Origin of the sequence: Chloroflexus sp. (assembly GCF_049970315.1) — a bacterium.
Classification (GTDB): domain Bacteria; phylum Chloroflexota; class Chloroflexia; order Chloroflexales; family Chloroflexaceae; genus Chloroflexus.
Genome location: NZ_JBMFNE010000004.1, coordinates 218,954 through 237,206, shown reverse-complemented (window position 1 = coordinate 237,206; position 18,253 = coordinate 218,954). Strand labels below are relative to the sequence as shown.

General features: G+C 56.0%; 17 protein-coding genes. 11 read left to right on the top strand and 6 right to left on the bottom strand.

The features are described 5' to 3' along the window. The first annotated feature begins 71 nt into the window (after positions 1-71). From ACP5OT_RS04790 to ACP5OT_RS04740, 11 genes are all read left to right on the top strand, one after another. On the top strand, positions 72-659 hold the full coding sequence (locus tag ACP5OT_RS04790) for a hypothetical protein (protein ID WP_424675514.1): 588 nt from the start codon (positions 72-74) through the stop codon (positions 657-659). After that, positions 656-1,006, top strand: coding sequence for a winged helix-turn-helix domain-containing protein (locus ACP5OT_RS04785; protein WP_424675515.1), 351 nt, complete (start codon positions 656-658; stop codon positions 1,004-1,006). The genes ACP5OT_RS04790 and ACP5OT_RS04785 overlap by 4 nt, the downstream gene beginning before the upstream one ends. 35 nt (positions 1,007-1,041) lie before the next feature. Beyond that, positions 1,042-1,986 (top strand): ABC transporter ATP-binding protein, encoded by a 945-nt coding sequence (locus ACP5OT_RS04780; protein WP_428131485.1) that lies wholly within the window; start codon positions 1,042-1,044, stop codon positions 1,984-1,986. After that, positions 1,976-2,707 (top strand): ABC transporter permease subunit, encoded by a 732-nt coding sequence (locus ACP5OT_RS04775; RefSeq protein ID WP_424675517.1) that lies wholly within the window; start codon positions 1,976-1,978, stop codon positions 2,705-2,707. Before ACP5OT_RS04780 ends, ACP5OT_RS04775 begins: the two co-directional genes overlap by 11 nt. 781 nt (positions 2,708-3,488) lie before the next feature. After that, entirely contained in the window at positions 3,489-4,502 is a 1,014-nt protein-coding gene (locus ACP5OT_RS04770; RefSeq protein WP_428112534.1) for a LacI family DNA-binding transcriptional regulator, read from the top strand. A 93-nt stretch (positions 4,503-4,595) separates the two neighbouring features. After that, on the top strand, positions 4,596-6,077 hold the full coding sequence (locus ACP5OT_RS04765) for an ABC transporter substrate-binding protein (protein WP_428112533.1): 1,482 nt from the start codon (positions 4,596-4,598) through the stop codon (positions 6,075-6,077). A 112-nt stretch (positions 6,078-6,189) separates the two neighbouring features. Next, on the top strand, positions 6,190-7,191 hold the full coding sequence (locus tag ACP5OT_RS04760; RefSeq protein ID WP_424676212.1) for a carbohydrate ABC transporter permease: 1,002 nt from the start codon (positions 6,190-6,192) through the stop codon (positions 7,189-7,191). Continuing rightward, on the top strand, positions 7,191-8,255 hold the full coding sequence (locus ACP5OT_RS04755) for a carbohydrate ABC transporter permease (RefSeq protein ID WP_428131482.1): 1,065 nt from the start codon (positions 7,191-7,193) through the stop codon (positions 8,253-8,255). The genes ACP5OT_RS04760 and ACP5OT_RS04755 overlap by 1 nt, the downstream gene beginning before the upstream one ends. A gap of 9 nt (positions 8,256-8,264) precedes the next feature. Further along, entirely contained in the window at positions 8,265-10,124 is a 1,860-nt protein-coding gene (locus ACP5OT_RS04750; protein WP_428131480.1) for a glycoside hydrolase family 3 protein, read from the top strand. A 55-nt stretch (positions 10,125-10,179) separates the two neighbouring features. Beyond that, complete coding sequence (locus tag ACP5OT_RS04745) at positions 10,180-11,019, top strand: glycoside hydrolase family 16 protein (protein WP_424676215.1); 840 nt, start codon at positions 10,180-10,182, stop codon at positions 11,017-11,019. Between the two features lie 49 nt (positions 11,020-11,068). Then, positions 11,069-13,513 (top strand): glycoside hydrolase family 3 C-terminal domain-containing protein, encoded by a 2,445-nt coding sequence (locus ACP5OT_RS04740; RefSeq protein WP_428131478.1) that lies wholly within the window; start codon positions 11,069-11,071, stop codon positions 13,511-13,513. A 54-nt stretch (positions 13,514-13,567) separates the two neighbouring features. On the opposite strand, the gene ACP5OT_RS04735 is transcribed toward ACP5OT_RS04740, so the two are convergent. The 6 genes from ACP5OT_RS04735 to ACP5OT_RS04710 all read right to left on the bottom strand — a co-directional run bounded on the left by ACP5OT_RS04735 (position 13,568) and on the right by ACP5OT_RS04710 (position 18,107). After that, positions 13,568-14,311: an SCO1664 family protein gene (locus ACP5OT_RS04735; RefSeq protein WP_424676217.1), complete on the bottom strand. Its 744-nt coding sequence runs from the start codon at positions 14,309-14,311 to the stop codon at positions 13,568-13,570. Positions 14,312-14,381: 70 nt separating this feature from the next. Next, the gene (locus ACP5OT_RS04730) at positions 14,382-14,909 is read right to left on the bottom strand and encodes a DUF3090 domain-containing protein (RefSeq protein ID WP_424676218.1); all 528 of its coding nucleotides are present in this window, start codon (positions 14,907-14,909) and stop codon (positions 14,382-14,384) included. Between the two features lie 4 nt (positions 14,910-14,913). Next, positions 14,914-15,585 (bottom strand): MSMEG_4193 family putative phosphomutase, encoded by a 672-nt coding sequence (locus ACP5OT_RS04725; RefSeq protein WP_428131475.1) that lies wholly within the window; start codon positions 15,583-15,585, stop codon positions 14,914-14,916. A gap of 124 nt (positions 15,586-15,709) precedes the next feature. Continuing rightward, positions 15,710-16,213, bottom strand: a complete 504-nt coding sequence (locus ACP5OT_RS04720) for a HugZ family protein (RefSeq protein ID WP_428131473.1) — start codon at positions 16,211-16,213, stop codon at positions 15,710-15,712. Between the two features lie 68 nt (positions 16,214-16,281). After that, on the bottom strand, positions 16,282-17,382 hold the full coding sequence (locus ACP5OT_RS04715) for a tRNA-queuosine alpha-mannosyltransferase domain-containing protein (protein ID WP_424676221.1): 1,101 nt from the start codon (positions 17,380-17,382) through the stop codon (positions 16,282-16,284). 32 nt (positions 17,383-17,414) lie between these two features. Continuing rightward, complete coding sequence (locus ACP5OT_RS04710; RefSeq protein WP_424676222.1) at positions 17,415-18,107, bottom strand: zinc-binding protein; 693 nt, start codon at positions 18,105-18,107, stop codon at positions 17,415-17,417. Positions 18,108-18,253: the final 146 nt, after the last annotated feature.

Sequence of the window (18,253 nt, the reverse complement as noted above, 5' to 3'; positions counted from 1 at the left end):
CTATACTAACAAGTAGTTTACAATATAAACTAGTCTACAGAGAGACAAAAGCGACGTTCCCTCATCTCGACATGGATCAACGTATCCGGCGCTATTGGCTGATTGACGGCCTCCCGGAATTGTTGATCGGCAGTATCTTCCTGCTCACCGGTCTCATCCAGCTCATCGCACTCGTTACGCCGGTTGGTATTGCCGGCTGGGCCAATCTGCTGCTCCCATGCATGATGATTCCGGCAATGCTGTGGGGACGACGGTTTCTCCATACCCTCAAAATGCACATTACCTATCCGCGCACCGGCTATGTCTCCTACCGCCAACCACAACTATGGCAGAAGGCATTAGGTGGGTTGGTGGGCATAGGGACAGGGATTGTGTTAACGACCTGGGTTCAAACCCAGATCGTAGCGACATGGCTACCGGTGCTTACCGGTATGACCTTAGCTGCCGGTATCGGCTATTTCGGCGTCTACCTCGGTATGCGGCGTTTCTACGTTCTTGCGGTGTTCATCGCTGTCAGCAGCATGCTGATGGACTGGTTGCCAATTGACCCCTTCCTTGCCACGAGTCTGGTGATCACGACAGTAGGCGTCTGGATACTAGTTTCCGGCAGTATTACGCTCTACCGTTATCTTCGATACACGCAGACAGAGTCATTATGAAGAAACTCGACATGCAGCAACTGAACACCTTAGACCGACTCATCCACGAACCGGCACGGCTGATGATCATGACCCTACTGTACACAGTTGAGGAGGCTGACTTTCTCTTTTTGCAGCGTACAACCGGTCTCAGCAAAGGGAATTTGTCGGTTCATCTGAGCAAGCTTGAACAGGCCGGCTACGTACAGATCAAGAAAACCTATCGCGGCAAGTTACCGTTGACTCTCTGCGCATTGACTGACAGCGGACGGGAAGCGTTTCAGCGTTACCGGCAAAATATACTCCATCTGGTAACGGCCACCGACGACGATGTACCACCCGCTTTGAGTCTCGCTCCGGCAGAGTAGCGGCCGAATATCAGTCCACCTATCGGAGGATTATCATGCATAGCGTCGCAATTCGCACGCACAACCTGACCCGTACCTTTGGCGCGATACGGGCAGTCGATCAATTGACGCTAAAGGTCCGGCAAGGTGAGATTTTCGGCTTTCTGGGCCCGAATGGATCAGGCAAGACGACGACCATTCGGCTTCTTCTCGGTCTATTACAACCCGATGCCGGCCAAATTGAGGTCTTGGGCTTTGCCGTACCGCAGCAAGCGTCTGAGGTACGAATGCGCACCGGCGTACTCCTCGAACACTCTGGTCTGTACGAACGCCTGAGCGCCGTCGACAATCTCGATTATTACGGGCGGATCTGGCACATACCGACTCCTCAACGCCACGAACGCATCCGCGAATTGCTGGTACAAGTGGGACTATGGGAACGACGCTATGAACTGGTGAAGACGTGGAGTCGTGGGATGAAGCAGAAGTTGGCAATTGCACGCGCCCTCTTGCATCGTCCCCAACTCATCTTCCTCGATGAACCAACCGCCGGTCTTGACCCCATTGCTGCTGCTGCGTTCCGTGATGATCTGCGTGCGCTCGCCGAACGTGAAGGTGTGACAGTCTTCCTCACGACGCACAATCTGGACGAAGCTGAGAAACTGTGTCACCGGGTCGGTATTATCCGACAGGGACGGCTGCTGGCGCAAGGCAATCTAGCCGAGATCCAACATCACAATGTGTTGCGCCTCGAAATCGTTGGGCGTAACTTTATACCCTCAGTCGAAGCAGCGCTTCGGTCGCAACCGATTGTGCGGCAGGTGGAAGCCAGCGATACGCGCTTATTGATCGACCTTGCTGCTTCAAGTGATCCGGCTCCACTGGTAAAACTGGTGATCGAACACGGTGGGCAGATTGAAGAGGTACACCGCAGCAGCAATCCAAGCCTTGAAGAGGTCTTTTTGACCTTGATGGCAGAGGAGACAACGTATGCTCACTGACATCTGGACAGTCATGCGCAAAGAGCTGAAGGAAATCGCAAACGTTCGCGAACGGATTGGGCTAATCGGCATACTCTTCATGATCGTCACCTTTGGCATACTATTGCCATGGCAGATGGGCAGATCGTGGATCGAGTCGCCGATCACGCTCATCTACTGGGCCTGGTTACCGCTCTTTCAGGTCATTACCGTCGTGGCCGATTCATTTGCTGGCGAGCGCGAACGGCATACGCTCGAAACGTTGCTTGCTAGCCGGCTGCCCGATCAGGCCATTTTATTCGGCAAACTGCTGGCCGCGCTGACGTATGGTGTCGGACTGACGTGGATAAGTCTGCTGGTAGGGTTGATCACGATCAATCTTGTGCATAGCCCAGGAAGCTTGATCTTCTACCCGCCGGATGTGGCATTCGCCGTGCTCAGCATCTCGCTCCTCAGCGGCGGCCTCGCTGCGGGTGCGGGAGTATTGGTGTCGTTGCGGGCCAAGACGGTGCAGCAAGTCACGCAACTGCTTAGTATTGCCGTGATGTTACTGATCTTCCTGCCTACGTTTGGGTTGCAGATGCTGCCGGCAGCATGGCAAGAACGGCTGTTGAAGAGTGTCGCCAATTGGGATGTGACGCAAACGGTGTTGACGGCGATTGTGGTACTGGTCGTCATCGACAGCATCCTGATCGGCGCGGCAATGCGTCGCTTCCAGCGGACACGGCTGATCTCCGAATGAGGCACTTCCACAAAAGCCGGGCATACGGATGTTACCGGTTGTCATTGTCACATGGGCAGGGTTGAACTCTATTCCCGTAGAAATGCACCAAACCTCACCAACCGGTATGGGGCAACTTACGCGCGCATATACGGTAGCTACTTACCACGCTCAATACCCGGTACAACTCGGTGGTCAAAGCTTCAGATTCGACCTTAGGTTGTACCGGCGACGCTCATATCACGCTACAACGCCCATACTGCGAAACACCCACGCCGCGCGGCCACCAGCAATTGACGAGAGGCAGCCGGTCCATCTAAGTCATTTGCCTCTTGCGGCAGCCAGAAAATTCAGCGCAATGTCAAACAAACGAGCGCAACCATTGTGATAAATTGCCACTTACCATCCCCGGCATCGGCAGATACAGCAGGATAGCCAGAGGGCACGTGGGCAACGGTTCGGGCATACGTCCTCCAATACTGCATTCACTACTGCTTCGATCACCCAGCGGTTGCCGTTTACGGCCACATCCACCGGCAGACGGTCGGCTGTCACGCCGGACGTATGATCAAACCCTAGACGCAATGCACCGGCTTGTTTGTCCCACGCGACCGAATCCGCAGCATACGAGGTTTCTAGCCACCTGTTCTGCTTGTACCTCGCATAACGCCACGGAACCGCAACTCTGGAAGCGCTTTCACGGTTTTGTGCAAGTGTTTCGCGCTTTTTGAAAAGCCAGCCATCGCCCCGGGCGAGTACTATAGGCTTAGTTGGAAGCGTTCCCAGTCAGTGGCAGTAGGCTATGCATATCACACTCGATGAAATTGCTCGGCGGGCCGGAGTCTCACGCTCGACCGCCTCACGGGTCATCAACAACCATCCGCACGTCAATCCGGCAGTACGCGAACGGGTGTGGCAGGCCATCCGCGAAACCAATTACCAGCCCAACCTACCGGCGCGTTCACTGGCCAGCCGCCGCTCGCAGGTGATTGGGATCATTATTCCGCAGCCGATCCATACCCTCTTCGCCGATCCCTACTTCCCATTGTTGATCGAAGGAATTGCCCAAGTCTGCAACGAACGGCAATTTTCGATCATGCTGGAACTGGCTACCAACCCAACCGGCGATCCATACCGGCACATTGGCCGGCAAGGTTTTCTCGACGGCGCCATCGTGGCCTCAGCCATCGAAGATCACTTTCTCAGTCAATGGTTAGCCCAAGAGAGCATTCCGGTGGTCTCGGTTGGCCGGATTAGCACCCATCCGGCAATTCCCTACGTCGATGTAGATAACCGCCAAGGTGCGCGGATAATGATCGAGCACTTGCTATGGTGCGGTTATCGCCGGATTGCGACGATTACCGGCCCGATGAATATCGTGGCCGGGCGTGATCGCTTTGCCGGGTACTGTGATGCCCTCGACGCTGCCGGCTTGCCACTGTTGCCCGAACTCATCGTTGAAGGTAACTTCAGCGAGCAAAGTGGATTTAGCGCGATGCAGAGCCTCTTGCAACGAGAACCACGACCTGATGCGGTCTTTGCCGCGAGCGACATGATGGCCCTGGGCGCATTCAAAGCGCTGCGCGCTGCCGGACTAAGCGTACCTGACGACATCGGCTTAGGAGGATTTGACGACATTCCACTAGCGGCAGCGATGACACCGACTCTTACCACCGTGCGCCAACCGATCAACGAACTTGGTCAAACGGCGGCACGATTGCTACTCGACCGCATCACTACCGCAGCCCGCGACCTCACCGTCGAGCGGGTGATATTGCCGACCACATTGGTGATTCGCGAGAGCTGCGTTCGGTAATGTTGAAAGGAGGTGATACAACACGGTCATGTAGCCTACGCTCGGTTGATATTTGAATGACGATGGCGTACCTATTCCAGAGGAGGAGAACCAATGAAATCTTTGAAAATGCTACTCGTCAGCTTCACGTTGATCGTCGTTGCCCTCGTTAATGCAGCATGCGGCAACAGCCCGACAACCCCTTCGAGCCAACCCACTTCTGCACCTGCCGAACCAACCGTTGCTGCTGCTCCCACCTCAGCGCCTGCTGCGACGCAAGCAACCACCGGTGACCGCATCAAAGTGCGCTGGTTCGTCGGCTTGGGCGCCGGCACAGATGAAGGTGCTATTCCGCCCCAGAATGCCTTTGTCGAACGATTTAATGCCAGCCAAGACAAGATCGAACTGGTGCTTGAGATCGTTGACAACAACGTCGCCTTCGACACTCTTGCCACCCAGATTGCTGCCGGCAACGCCCCGTGCATCGTCGGCCCAGTTGGCATCCGTGGACGCGACAGCTTCAAAGGTGCGTGGCTTGACTTGCAGCCGCTCATTGATAAATACAACTACGATCTGAGCGACTTCGATCCCAATCTGGTCAAGTTCTATCAGGTGAAGGAGGAGGGCCAACTCGGCATTCCATTCGCCATCTTCCCCTCGTTCATCATCTACAACAAAGATCTGTTCGATGAAGCCGGTCTTCCTTACCCACCCGCACGCCATGGTGAGCCATGGATTGACGAGAACGGCGTCGCGCGTGAATGGAACATCGAGACGCTGACCGAACTGGCCAAGAAGCTGACGGTTGACGTCAACGGCAACGATGCTACGTCGCCCGATTTTGATCCGACCAAAATTGTGCAGTTTGGTTGGATGAACCAATGGACCGACCCGCGCGGTATTGGTACCTTCTTCGGCGCCGGTTCGCTGGTCGATGAGAACGGTAATGCGCAGATCCCCGAACACTGGAAGGCAGCATGGAAGTGGACTTACGACGGCTGGTGGAAGGATTGGTTCATTCCGAACGGCCCCTACGGCGGTGCCGACTTCCTGCAAGGCCCCGGTGGTCCCTTCTCGTCGGGCAATCTGGCGATGATTCACATCCATATGTGGTACGTCGCGCCATGGGCACTCGGTAATGTTGATTTCGACTGGAATCTAGCTGCGACACCCAGCTACAACGGCACAATCACGGCCAAGATGCACGCCGATACCTTTGGTATCCTCAAAGGGTGCCCGTACCCTGATGCCGCCTTCGAGGTGTTGAGCTACATGCTCAGTGCCGAGCACGTCAACGAGCTGCTGACCATCTACGGCGGTATGCCGGCCCGTCTCTCGCTGCAAGACAACTACTTTGCGCAGTATAATCAGACCAGCTTCCCCAATAAGACCGACATCAACTGGGACGTGGTCGTGGAGGCAATGGCCTACGCCGACAATCCCAACCACGAGAGCTGGATGCCCAGCTTCCAAGAGACGACCGACCGCTACAACGAATTCTGGAACTACCTCGCCAACACGCCCGATGCCGATTTCGAAGCTGAGGTAGCGAAGCTGAAAGCCGATTTGCAGAAGATCTTCGACGCAGCAAAATAGTTAGGTATTGGTTGTCAGGACAAGTGGGCGGCCCGCGACAGCCGCCCCTTCTCACAAACACTACGTGCGATAGCCGCAGAGAGAGCGGTGTCGCCAACAAGGAGGCAACGCTATGGCCCCCTTACCGGAATTGAGCAGTGTGTGGCGAAACTTGCGGCGTGGTCGCGTCAAACAGGCTCAGCGACGAACGTTGAGCAGGCTGGAAAAGAAGGAGATTACGTGGGGGTTGTTCTTTATCAGCCCGTGGATAGTAGGGTTCTTACTCTTTTACTTTTTACCGATGGTGGCTTCGTTCGGCTTCTCACTCTACGATTTCAACCCGGCCGTACCCGATCAAGCCCGCTTTATCGGTTTCGCCAACTGGCAACGGGCCCTTTTTCAGGATCAGGAGGTCTGGCTATCGTTAAGGCGGACTCTGCACTTCGCCGCCATTTCCCTACCGATCTCGCTGCTGTTTGCACTGTTTCTCGCTATTTTGTTGAATTCAGAGCATGTTCTCGGCAAGAGTGTCTACCGCACCTTGTTCTACATGCCGACCATGATCCCGCTGGTGGCAACGGTATTGATCTGGAACGGCGTGCTCAACGAGCAGTCTGGCTGGATCAACGTGATCATTGAACGATTGACCGGCATCAAAGCGACCGGCACGCAAGGCTTGCGTTGGCTGGCCGACCCCAAGCTTGTCTATTACGCCTATACAATGTTTGGTCTTTGGGGTGTTGGCAATGCCATGATCATTTTTCTGGCCAGCCTACAGGGTGTGCCGACGGAACTCTACGAAGCAGCTCAGATCGACGGGGCCAACTGGTTTCACCGCCTGATCTTCATTACCATTCCGCTCATCACCCCGGTAATTTTCTACCAACTCGTGCTGGGAGTGATCGGTTCGCTGCAATACTTCCTCGCCCCCTTTGTCCTCAACGGCGGCACCGGCTTCCCCGAAGGAATGACCCGTTTCTTCATGGTCTACTTCTACAAGCAGTCGTTCAGCTTCTTTAGTATGGGCTACGGCGCAACCCTGGCATGGCTGATGCTCATCATCGCCATGATTATTACAATTGTTCTCTTTGGCACCTCGCGATTCTGGGTTTTCTACGCAGGGGAGGAACGCTAATGATACTCTCACAACGTGCTCGCGGTAATCCGCTGTCTAAATCAACCCGCGAGGCTATTGCGCGGATCACGCTCACCAGCCTTACCCTCGCCGTGCTCGCGCTGTTCTTGATCCCGATGGTTTACGGCATTACGACTGCGGTCAAGACCGACAGCCAAATCGCCGAAACCGGCGCCCCGTGGTGGCCGGCAAGCGAACGCACGTTTGCATATGAGGGAAAATTGTACGATGTCTATCTGGTACCAATTGATGGTGAAATCCGTGAACTGGCCCTGTACCGCCCTGGACGCCAAAGCAGTTGGTTTGTAGACCCGGAAAATCCGGCGGCAGGCCCGTTTGAGTGGCAAGGTCAGTGGCGGCAACTCGAACGGGTGTGGCAGCTCGATATTCAGTGGGGCAATTTCACCCGTGCCTGGAATACGATCAACTTTCCTAATCTGCTGCGCAATACGCTGATGTATGCCGGCATCACCACGTTCGGCGCAGTGTTATCGGCAGCGCTGGTGGCTTACGGTTTCGCTCGTTTTCGTATTCCCGGTAAGAATATCCTCTTTATGATCATGCTCTCGACCGTGATCTTACCCGGTGCAGTAACACTCATTCCAACCTACTTCGTCTTCTTGCAGATCGGATGGGTGGGGACGTGGCTGCCGCTGATCGTGCCGGCGTTCTTCTCGTGGGGCACTAACGTTTTCTTGTTGCGTCAGTTCTTCCTCGGCATTCCGCGTGATCTCGAAGAGGCTGCCCAGATCGACGGTGCTAGCCCGTTGCGAATCTTCTTCTCAATCATTTTGCCGATGTCACGCCCGGCCCTGACCGCTGTCGCCCTCTTTCACTTTTTCTGGGCGTGGAATGACTTCTTCGGCCCATTGCTCTATCTGGCCGGTCATCCCGATAAGTTCCCGATTACGGTGGGGCTAACCGCGTTCAACAATCTCTACTCGCAATCGACGAATCTGATCCAGGCGGCATCACTGATCTCGGCGATTATTCCGATTGTAGTCTTTTTCTTCGCCCAACGTATCTTCCTTGAGGGCGTGGTGATCACTAACATTGAGAAATAGAGTGCGCGCATGCGTCTGCAATATTTGCTTTGTCTTGTGATGTTGGTTAGCGTATTTGGCGCTTGTGGGACGCTGAATGCACCCACCGCTACACCGACACCGGTCATACCGCTCTACCGTAATCCGGCAGCACCTATCGCCGAGCGGGTCGAGGATCTGCTACAGCGGATGACATTGACCGAGAAGATCGGCCAGATGACGCTGATCGAAAAAAATAGCATCACCGCCGATCAGGTACGTGAATTGGCCATCGGTGGTGTACTCAGCGGTGGCGGTGGCTATCCACGCGACGAGAACTCGCCGATGGCGTGGGTGGAGATGGTCAATGCCTTGCAACAGGCGGCATTGAGTAGCCGGCTCGGCATTCCGATCATCTATGGGGCTGATGGTGTTCACGGACACAACAACCTCTACGGCGCAGTCATCTTTCCGCATAACATCGGGTTGGGGGCAGCGAATGACCCTGCACTGGTCGAGCAGATCGGGCGGGTGACGGCCCACGAGATGGCCGCTACCGGTGTCTTTTGGAACTACGCGCCGGGGGTGATGGTGGTGCAAGATGTGCGTTGGGGGCGTACCTACGAAAGCTATGCCGAACGCCCTGAACACGTTGCATCGTTGGCAGTCGCTTTCTTGCGTGGCTTGCAAGCTCCCGATATTGCGGCACCAAACCGGGTCATCGGCACTCCCAAACACTATGTCGGTGATGGCGGCACGACGTGGGGCACGTCAACCACGGCAAACTATCAACTCGATCAGGGGGAGACGTTTGGTGATGAAACCACAATCCGAACCGTGCATCTCCCACCGTACCGCGCGACCATCGCTGCCGGTGCGCATGTGATTATGGCGTCGTATTCGAGTTGGAACGGGCAGAAGATGCACGCCAGTTCGTATTGGCTCACCAATGTGCTGAAAGAAGAACTCGGCTTTACCGGTTTTATTGTCTCAGATTGGGAAGCCATCGATCAGATTGATCCCAACTATGAACGGGCGGTGGTGACGGCCATAAATGCCGGGATCGATATGAATATGGTGCCTTACGATGCGGTGCGCTTCATCGAGACACTGACTCGCGCCGTCAATGCCGGTATGGTGAGCGAAACGCGGATTGACGATGCGGTGCGACGAATCTTGACGACCAAGTTTGTGATGGGGTTATTTGATCAACCCTTCGCCCACACCGAATTACTGGGCGACATCGGTAGTCTGGCCCACCGCGCATTAGCCCGTACCGCCGTTGCCCAATCGTTGGTCTTGCTCAAAAATGACGGTGACCTCCTCCCTTTACCGAAGGATGTTGCCCATCTTTACATCGGTGGGCAGGCTGCTCACGATCTCGGTATCCAAGCCGGCGGCTGGACGATTGAGTGGCAAGGGAAGTCAGGTGCGATTATCCCGGGAACGACGATTCTCGAAGGGATTCACGCCGCTGTTACACCGCAAACGGTCATTGAGTACGATCCACATGGGCAATTTCGCGGTGATCCGATGGCTACCGATGCCGTCTGCATTGCGGTTGTCGGCGAATTGCCTTACGCCGAAGGACGTGGTGATAGCGCAACCTTGCGCTTACCACCGAACGAACAGCGCACACTGCGTCGTATGGAGGAGAGCTGCGCCCGCCTCGTCGTCGTACTCGTCAGTGGCCGTCCGCTGATCATCACCGACGATCTACCTCGTTGGGATGCGCTTGTTGCCGCGTGGCTGCCTGGGAGCGAAGGGGCCGGTGTCGCCGATGTTTTGTTCGGAGATCGACCATTTCGCGGGCGATTGCCGGTGACGTGGCCGCGCAGCCTCGATCAATTACCGCTCGGATCAGGAAACGGTGACCCACTCTTTCCCTATGGATTTGGGCTGACCCCATAATATAGAGTTGTGACAACCTGCGGTGGTTCCCTCACCGCAAAGGAGAGGAATTGCTGTGTATCAGAGGGTTTCTGGTATTGTCGTTCGTCGGCTCCTTCTGCTTGGAGTGATACTCCTGATCCCGACCGGCTGCACGCTGACATCAGCTACACCGAGTACGACTAGCACACCGGTGCCAACCGTATCACCGTGGATGCTCGTGTGGAGTGATGAATTTGACGGCGAGACACTCAACCCAAGCAATTGGCTGTTCGATAAGGGAGCCGGCGGCTGGGGCAACAACGAACTGCAATTCTACACAAACCGCCCAGAAAATGCGCGGATTGAAGCAGGTGTGTTGGTGATTGAAGCACGTCAGGAAGAGTATCTGGCGTGGGAATACACCTCGGCCCGGATCAAGACGCATTATCTGCACGCATGGACGTATGGCCGGATCGAGGCACGTATGCAGTTACCGGCAGGAGGTAAAGGGATTTGGCCTGCCTTCTGGATGCTAGGTGAGAATATCGCCACAGCACGCTGGCCCAACTGCGGCGAAATCGACATTATGGAAAACATCGGTAATCCGACGATGGTGTACGGTTCGGTCCATGGTCCCGGTTATTCAGGTGGTAACGCCATTACCAAACCCTTCGTTAGTTCCCAACCACTGAGCGACGATTTTCACATCTACGCTGTGGAATGGGAACCGGATGAAATTCGCTGGTACGTTGACGATCAGCTCTACCACACGTTACGCCGCGACCAGGTCCCCGGAGAGTGGGTATTCGATCATCCCTTTTTTCTCATTCTCAACCTTGCCATCGGCGGCAACTGGCCTGGGTATCCCGACGAAACAACCGTCTTCCCGCAGCAGTTACGGGTCGATTATGTGCGCGTGTATCAGCAGCCCTAACCTATGCCCGCTTACTCCGTCGCTTATCCTACATACGCAGAGGAACCTTATGCCAAATCACATCGAACATCTGGTACGTCAACTAACGCTTGACGAAAAAATCGCCTTACTTGCCGGCGCCGATGCATGGCATACCGTCGCCATTCCGCGCCTCGGCATCCCTGCCATCAAAGTCACCGACGGCCCCAACGGTGCGCGCGGCGTGAGCCGCAACGGCATCCACACCTCTGCCTGTTTTCCGATTGGTGTTGCGATGGGAGCCACGTGGAACCCGGCACTGGTTCGGCAAATCGGCGAAGCCTTAGCCGAAGAGACGAAGGATAAAGGAGCGCATATTCTGTTGGCGCCGACGGTTAACATCCACCGCTCACCACTGGCCGGGCGTAACTTCGAGTGCTTTTCTGAAGACCCCTACCTGACCGGCGTGATGGCAGCGGCCTACATTACCGGCTTGCAAAGCCGTGGCGTCGGTGCATGTATCAAGCACTTCGTGTGCAACGACTCGGAATTTGAGCGCTTTAGTATCAGTTCCGATGTTGGTGAGCGCCCATTGCGCGAAATCTATCTCCGCCCGTTCGAGATGGCGATCAAGCAGGCAAAACCGTGGTCGATTATGTCGGCCTACAACCGGATCAATGGGGTATGGGCCAGTGAAAATCGCCGGTTATTGCTCGAAATCCTCAAAGGCGAATGGCAGTTCGATGGACTGGTGATGTCAGACTGGTATGGCACCTATAGCGCTCGCGCTACCCACAACGGTCTTGACCTTGAAATGCCGGGGCCAGCACGTTGGTTGAACCGTGAGCACGTCTTGGCTGCGCTCGAGCGTGGTGATCTGCGTGAAGCCGATCTCGACGATAAGGTGCGTCGTTTGTTACGGACTATCGAACGGGTCGGCGGCTTCGCGAACCCCACACCGGCAATCGAACAGGCCAACGACCGGCCTGAGCATCGGACCCTCATTCGGCGCGCCGGTGTTGAATCAATCGTGCTCCTCAAGAACAACGAACGGGTCCTTCCGTTGAATCCCGCCCAAGGACAAACTATTGCCGTTATCGGCGCCAACGCGCATTGGGCGGCGATTATGGGCGGCGGTAGCTCGGAAGTCGCACCGCACTACGTGGTCACCCCGTTACAGGGCATTCGAGCGCGCGCCGGCGAGCAGTGCGTGGTGGACTACGCCATCGGTACCCCCATTTTTCGTCGCTTGCCGAACATTGATCCAGCATGGGTGCGCATCCCCGCTAGCGACCGACCGGGAGTGCAGCTTGATTATTACACCGATCTCGACTTCGGTGGTGAGCCGGTACGCACCGACTACCTGACGACCCTCGAAGCGAGCTGGTTTGGCGACCGGATCGAATATCTCAACCTCACAACCTTCGCTGCCAAACTCAGTTGCGATCTCTTACCGCCTCATACCGGTCATTACCACATTGGGCTGTCATGCGTCGGGCAAGCCCGGGTTTGGCTCGAGGGTGAATTAGTGCTTGACCGGTGGGAAAAAGAACTCATGGACGGCAATGAGCAGCGCCAAATGGTAACCCTCGAAACCGGACACCGCCACCGGCTGGTGGTTGAGTTCCGCTGGCCAACGCCCGGCAACTGGCGTGCCGTGCAGGTTGGTCTCTGGCCGGAACGGGAAGATGATCCCATCGCGGAAGCGGTAGAGCTGGCTGCTCGCTCGCATGTAGCGATTGTGTTTGCCGGCCTAACCAAAGAGTGGGAAAGCGAAGGATTCGACCGGATTGATATGGAACTCCCCGGTTGCCAAAATGAACTGATTCGCCGAGTGGCGGCGGTCAATCCGCGCACAATCGTAGTGCTCAACGCCGGATCACCCGTACATATGCCGTGGATTGACGAAGTAGCGGCTGTGATCCAAGCGTGGTACGGCGGCCAAGAGGCGGGTAATGCGATTGCCGATGTACTCTTCGGCGACGCCGATCCGGGTGGACGATTACCGACAACCTTCCCCAAACGACTGGCCGACAATCCGGCGTACATCAATTATCCCGGCGAAAACGGGCACGTCCTCTACGGCGAAGGCCTATTCGTCGGCTATCGCTACTACAACCGTAAAGGCATCGAACCGCTCTTTCCATTTGGGTTTGGACTGAGTTACACCGAGTTTTCCTATGATCGGCTTCACCTCTCTGCCCCGACGATGCGACCAGATGAAACCATTACCGTCAGTGTCGATGTTACGAACATCGGTGATCGTCCGGGAATGGAGGTTGTCCAGCTCTACATCCACGACCAGGTGGCCCGACTGGTGCGACCCGATAAGGAACTGAAGAGCTTTGCCAAGGTGACACTGCAACCGGGTGAAACCACGACGGTAACGTTTACCATTGACCAACAGGCACTGAGTTATTACGATCCGGCCGTCCCCGGTTGGGTTGCTGAACCGGGCATCTTTACCGTGCTCGTTGGCCGATCGGTGGTCGATATTCGGCTGAAGGCCTCATTTGAGCTGGTCGCCGAAAGATGAGCAAGATCACTCGCCTCACAGCAGGAGGGGAGGGAAACCGCCCCTCCCCTGTGATCATACCGGTGGCCACGGCACATGCGGTCCGGGGCCGGGTGGTGGATAACGCCCGCTGGCAAGCAGATTGTCCAAACGACGGCGCAAAGCACGTACCTCTGACCGGTCGAGCAGGTGATAGAGCGCACCGGTCAATTGCGGATTGTGGTCGAGCTGTTGGCGAAAACCGGTAAACGCCGTTATAACCTCATCGGGGAGCGGTTCACCGACAAAATCCCACAACACAGTGCGCAATTTAGGCTCGACGTGGAAGCAGATACCATGATCGATAGCCCACAACCGGCCATCACGCCCTTGCAGGCAATGACCACTCTTACGGTCGGCATTGTTGACGAGACAGTCGAAGGCACAGAGCTGCTTAATTTCGCGTTCGTAGCCACCCCGCTTCAACATCGTAAACAAATGCACCTCTTCATCGTTGTCGATAAAGAGCTGCACCATACCGATCCCGTAAGGCCCATCACGTACCACCGTCGGTGGGACGAGGTGAAAGCCTAGCGCTTCGCTGACAAGGTAAGCCGCTGCCTCGCGTCGGTAGAGCGTACCACGTGGAAAATCCCACAGCGGCCGTTCGCCACGCTGCGGTTTGTACACCGCCAACAGATGAAGATCCTCGTGGACGATGCTGGTCAGCAGGGTGTAATTACTACTGTACGGCATGGCCGCCTCAACGTTCATCTCTCCCTGGGCCAGCGCCGTGAGGACACGGGTAACGCTCAACTCTCGCGAGAAGCTGTTCTCCATACCGTCCCCTTATGGCTGATGGGTTATGATCTAGCGATGAGCAACGCACATCCTCCCCACCATCTACCGATCAACTGTACACCGGACCGTGACCATTGCGGTGAGGACAGAAATGGCCACTCGGATCAATTGGACGACCACAATTACCACAGATCGGGCGCCCGGCGGCTACGACTTGCTCGGCGTGGATGCTCAACGCCTTCATCTGCTCACGGGTAGCGGAAAAGCGAGCTGAGAGAGGCTCATCATCACCACCCTCCGGCATCCCCTGGGCCAGCAACACGACCCGATCACGCTCGCTATCGTAGCCCAAGCCCAACTGGTAAATGCGGAACTCCGGTTCGAGTGGCTCTTCCAGACTCATATCGGTCACGAGCAGATCGTCGGAGGTTGCCAAGCGCGGATTACGTTCACTAATCGCTTCTAGTAAACGATTGATAGCGTTCGCCAACTCACGGATCTGCTCTTTTTCGGCCAGCAACGTCACCAGCCGGTTACCACGTCGCGCTTGAAGATAAAAGACGCGCCGGCCACGTGGCCCTACTGCTCCGGCAGTAATCCGATGCACCGATTCGAGATCAAAGGTAAACTCTGCCATGGTCCTAGTGTGCCTCCGTTGACGACGGGGACGCCGCTGCCTGTTCAGCCTGAGGTGTCGGCGGTTTCGGACGAAGGTGTTCTAACGACCCAGTCTCATTGTAGGCTAACAAACGCGGACCCATCGGCTCGAATGCAACGGCGCTCAGTGAGCACGGATTGATAACTAGCCGCTGAAACAGATCGATGTGCATACCAATATAGTACGCCAACGCCAATCGGATCAAATCGGCGTGGGAAACGACTGCAATCATTTCCCCTTGGTGACGCGCACGCAATTGGTCGAGTGCGCTTACCATACGCATTTGTGCTTCCCCTAGCGTCTCCCCCTTGGGAAAGCGCGTCCCACTGGGATAATGCTGTACCCCCGGCCACAGTTCGTGTTTATAGAGTTCTTTCAGTTCGGCACCTTCCCATTCGCCGTACCGCACTTCGCCGAGCTGTTCGACGATCCGCAATAGTAAGCCACGCGGTTCGGCAATCGCCTGCGCCGTTTCGATACAGCGATCAAGAGGGCTGGTATACAGCGCCGTAATCGGTAGATCACCGAGTCGCTCGCTTAGCGCTACAGCTTGCCGGCGACCCTCTTCGCTCAGATGTACTCCCGGCAACCAGCCGGCTAAGCGGCCATGAACCCAATCGTTCATGCCATGGCGGATCAAAAGGAGTATGGTCACGCGGTGTGGTTTCTCTGACACAAGACCTCTGTGTTTGCCGATAATGCGGCGAATACACGATACATACCCATATTCAACATGCTATAGTGCATGATACCACGGATAGCACGCTATCCGATGACAATCAGGCCGGTCCTGCGATATTCATGGTTAATACGGCGGCGAGTTTGGCGGTATCGAGGGTAAACGCGCGGCCAAACCCGCCAATGTAGCGGGCTTCGTACAACTGCACGCGAAACAACGTGAAATCGGGCAGCGCAAAGAGATGCTCTTGTCCGGGAAGTTGGTGCAAATAACACGCCTTCGCCGCTGAGTATTCGGGCGCCTCGCGCGCAATCGGCGTCGCCTCACCCTGGATCGTCACCCGCGCCAGAGCCTGCGGATCGGCAACACTCGTTGGTACGGCGGTAATGAGCAACGAAAGGCGTGGATCGGCCAACAGATGACTGGTATGCGCCGACAATCGGCTGAGGAGGAGTAAGAACGTTGGGTCATACCCTGCACGCCGCTCGACCGCGTATAAGACATACGACACAAACGGCGCCCCATCGGCAGTGATCGTACCCAGCGCCGCAGTGTAATGGTGATCGATCAATGTTCGTAAGGCTCGTTGATCTTCGTATCGCATCGTCTGCCTCTTTTCGCATTGGACCCAGACACGCAACCGCAGCAACCGTGCTCCCGACCAACACCGAATTAAGACACAGGAGCGGCAAGATCGGCCAGTACCGCATCGTAACGCGGGGCAAGGTTGGGCCAGCAGTACGGTTCGGCCAGCGCTGCCCAATCACGTTGGGCCAACTCCGGCAAACGTGCCACCGTGCGCGCCAATGTCGTCGGTAACTCGGTATCGTCGGCATACAGACAGTCGGCGTACCATTCTGGTGGAATCAGATCAGGATAGTTGAGCCGCGCCGGCAGTACCGGCACACACCCACACGCCATCGCCTCGAGAATGGCCAGACCAAAAAACTCTTGGATAGCCGCCGAAACTACAATATCGGCTTGTTGCAACAAATGGAGATACGCTGCACGATTTACAGCGTACCCCCAGTGGATCGTCTGTGCCGCCCACCGTTGCCGCGCCGCCACCAAATCATCGGCTACGGGATCGATATGCTCGCCGGTGACGATGAGGCGAAAGTCGATCCCCTGTCTTGCCAGATACTCCAGCGCTGCCATCACGACCTGCGGTTGTTTGTCATATTCCCAACGTGCATTCCAAACAATGACCGGCGGAGCCGTCGGATCACGCGGTGGTCGTGGCGGTAACGGCGGCAGATCGAGGCCTGGCGGTAAGACCAGCGCTTTTGCTGCAATCTGACCAACCGTCTGGAGTTCATGATAATCGTGATAGCGCCGTAACAGGCTCGGCAGCGCCGTCAAAAAATCACGCCGATGAAACTCTGAATTGAAGATCACCGCATCGGCAACCAACGCACTGGTCAGATTGATCCACGCAAACGCATCATCACGCTTACGGCCCGGCGGTAATGGGTAGGTCAGTTGATTTTCGTGAAAATAGATCACCATCGGCACGTGCCCCAACCAGCGCCGGGTCAAGGCCCGAAACGTCGCCAGATCGAGCATATCGGTCGTGACGATCAGGTCGGGCACATCGTGCCGTTCGCTAACCATCCTCGCCAAGGTCAACGCGGCACCGCGCATACGCCACCGCCACCCCCCGGCTTGACTCAACGTAATGAGGGTAACACGATGTTGGCTGTGCGCGGCATAACCGGTTGCTACTGCCGCGTGCGATCCACCATGAAACGGATCGATCCACCAGATGTGCATAGCATTATCTCGCACCAGCGAGGTCCTTCCCTTTACGCATCAACCCGCATCAGATATGTATTGACGCCCGCCACACCCATCTGCGCCTCTAGTTGCAAGAAATACCGCAACGGTTGATGGTACGGCTGATGCTCATCGAGCAACCGCGCCGCCGCCTTGTGGCTTCCCAATTGTTGCAAATGGTGATAGGCAACCCATTCGGCATGGCCCTCGCGGAGAAAGTCATTGCGCAACAGTGGACAATGCTCGGCTTGCCACGCATGGGCATATTCGTGAGCCGCCGTAATGCGAAAGATCAGCATCGGTAAGGCATAGAGCAGGTAGATCATCCGTAGATGACCTTGGCGCTGATACAAGCCAAGGGTATGTTGAGTGTCGATCGCGGGACCACGCAGCTTGACCATTGTTAGTGCATCCACCATACGAAATGTTACGCCCACGCTCAAGCGTAATCCCATCCCCTCGGCTAACATTCCTACCGTCTGCCGAAACAGTTGCTCAGCGTGGTCGGGATGATAGACCGCCACTGCATGACATGTATCACACTGGCGGCGACCATCGTGCAACTGCCAGAATCGATTGCTCAACGGTGCACCACACGTATCACAGCGCGGTCGGGTCGCAATACACTGGGGGCAAAATCGCTCAGGCCGATCAAGCAACACGTAGTAACCGTTGGTTAACGGTTGACCACAACTGGCACAGCGCGTGTGATCGACCACCATAGCCATATCCTTGACCGATGATGCACTTTGTCACGCAACAAAGGTACATCGTCTGCTCGTATCACCTAATAGATAGCATAGCACTTTCAATCCAAGATTGCGCAGTCGCTCACACTCACAAAGAAAACGGTTCGCGCGCGTCCCCT

What these genes read in the sequence shown, in the direction of transcription:
- ACP5OT_RS04790 (WP_424675514.1), top strand. Translation starts at nt 72, where the DNA reads ATGGATCAACGTATCCGGCGCTATTGGCTGATTGACGGCCTCCCGGAA.
- ACP5OT_RS04785 (WP_424675515.1), top strand. Translation starts at nt 656, where the DNA reads ATGAAGAAACTCGACATGCAGCAACTGAACACCTTAGACCGACTCATC.
- ACP5OT_RS04780 (WP_428131485.1), top strand. Translation starts at nt 1,042, where the DNA reads ATGCATAGCGTCGCAATTCGCACGCACAACCTGACCCGTACCTTTGGC.
- ACP5OT_RS04775 (WP_424675517.1), top strand. Translation starts at nt 1,976, where the DNA reads ATGCTCACTGACATCTGGACAGTCATGCGCAAAGAGCTGAAGGAAATC.
- ACP5OT_RS04770 (WP_428112534.1), top strand. Translation starts at nt 3,489, where the DNA reads ATGCATATCACACTCGATGAAATTGCTCGGCGGGCCGGAGTCTCACGC.
- ACP5OT_RS04765 (WP_428112533.1), top strand. Translation starts at nt 4,596, where the DNA reads ATGAAATCTTTGAAAATGCTACTCGTCAGCTTCACGTTGATCGTCGTT.
- ACP5OT_RS04760 (WP_424676212.1), top strand. Translation starts at nt 6,190, where the DNA reads ATGGCCCCCTTACCGGAATTGAGCAGTGTGTGGCGAAACTTGCGGCGT.
- ACP5OT_RS04755 (WP_428131482.1), top strand. Translation starts at nt 7,191, where the DNA reads ATGATACTCTCACAACGTGCTCGCGGTAATCCGCTGTCTAAATCAACC.
- ACP5OT_RS04750 (WP_428131480.1), top strand. Translation starts at nt 8,265, where the DNA reads ATGCGTCTGCAATATTTGCTTTGTCTTGTGATGTTGGTTAGCGTATTT.
- ACP5OT_RS04740 (WP_428131478.1), top strand. Translation starts at nt 11,069, where the DNA reads ATGCCAAATCACATCGAACATCTGGTACGTCAACTAACGCTTGACGAA.
- ACP5OT_RS04735 (WP_424676217.1), bottom strand. Translation starts at nt 14,311, where the DNA reads ATGGAGAACAGCTTCTCGCGAGAGTTGAGCGTTACCCGTGTCCTCACG.
- ACP5OT_RS04730 (WP_424676218.1), bottom strand. Translation starts at nt 14,909, where the DNA reads ATGGCAGAGTTTACCTTTGATCTCGAATCGGTGCATCGGATTACTGCC.
- ACP5OT_RS04720 (WP_428131473.1), bottom strand. Translation starts at nt 16,213, where the DNA reads ATGCGATACGAAGATCAACGAGCCTTACGAACATTGATCGATCACCAT.
- ACP5OT_RS04715 (WP_424676221.1), bottom strand. Translation starts at nt 17,382, where the DNA reads ATGCACATCTGGTGGATCGATCCGTTTCATGGTGGATCGCACGCGGCA.
- ACP5OT_RS04710 (WP_424676222.1), bottom strand. Translation starts at nt 18,107, where the DNA reads ATGGTGGTCGATCACACGCGCTGTGCCAGTTGTGGTCAACCGTTAACC.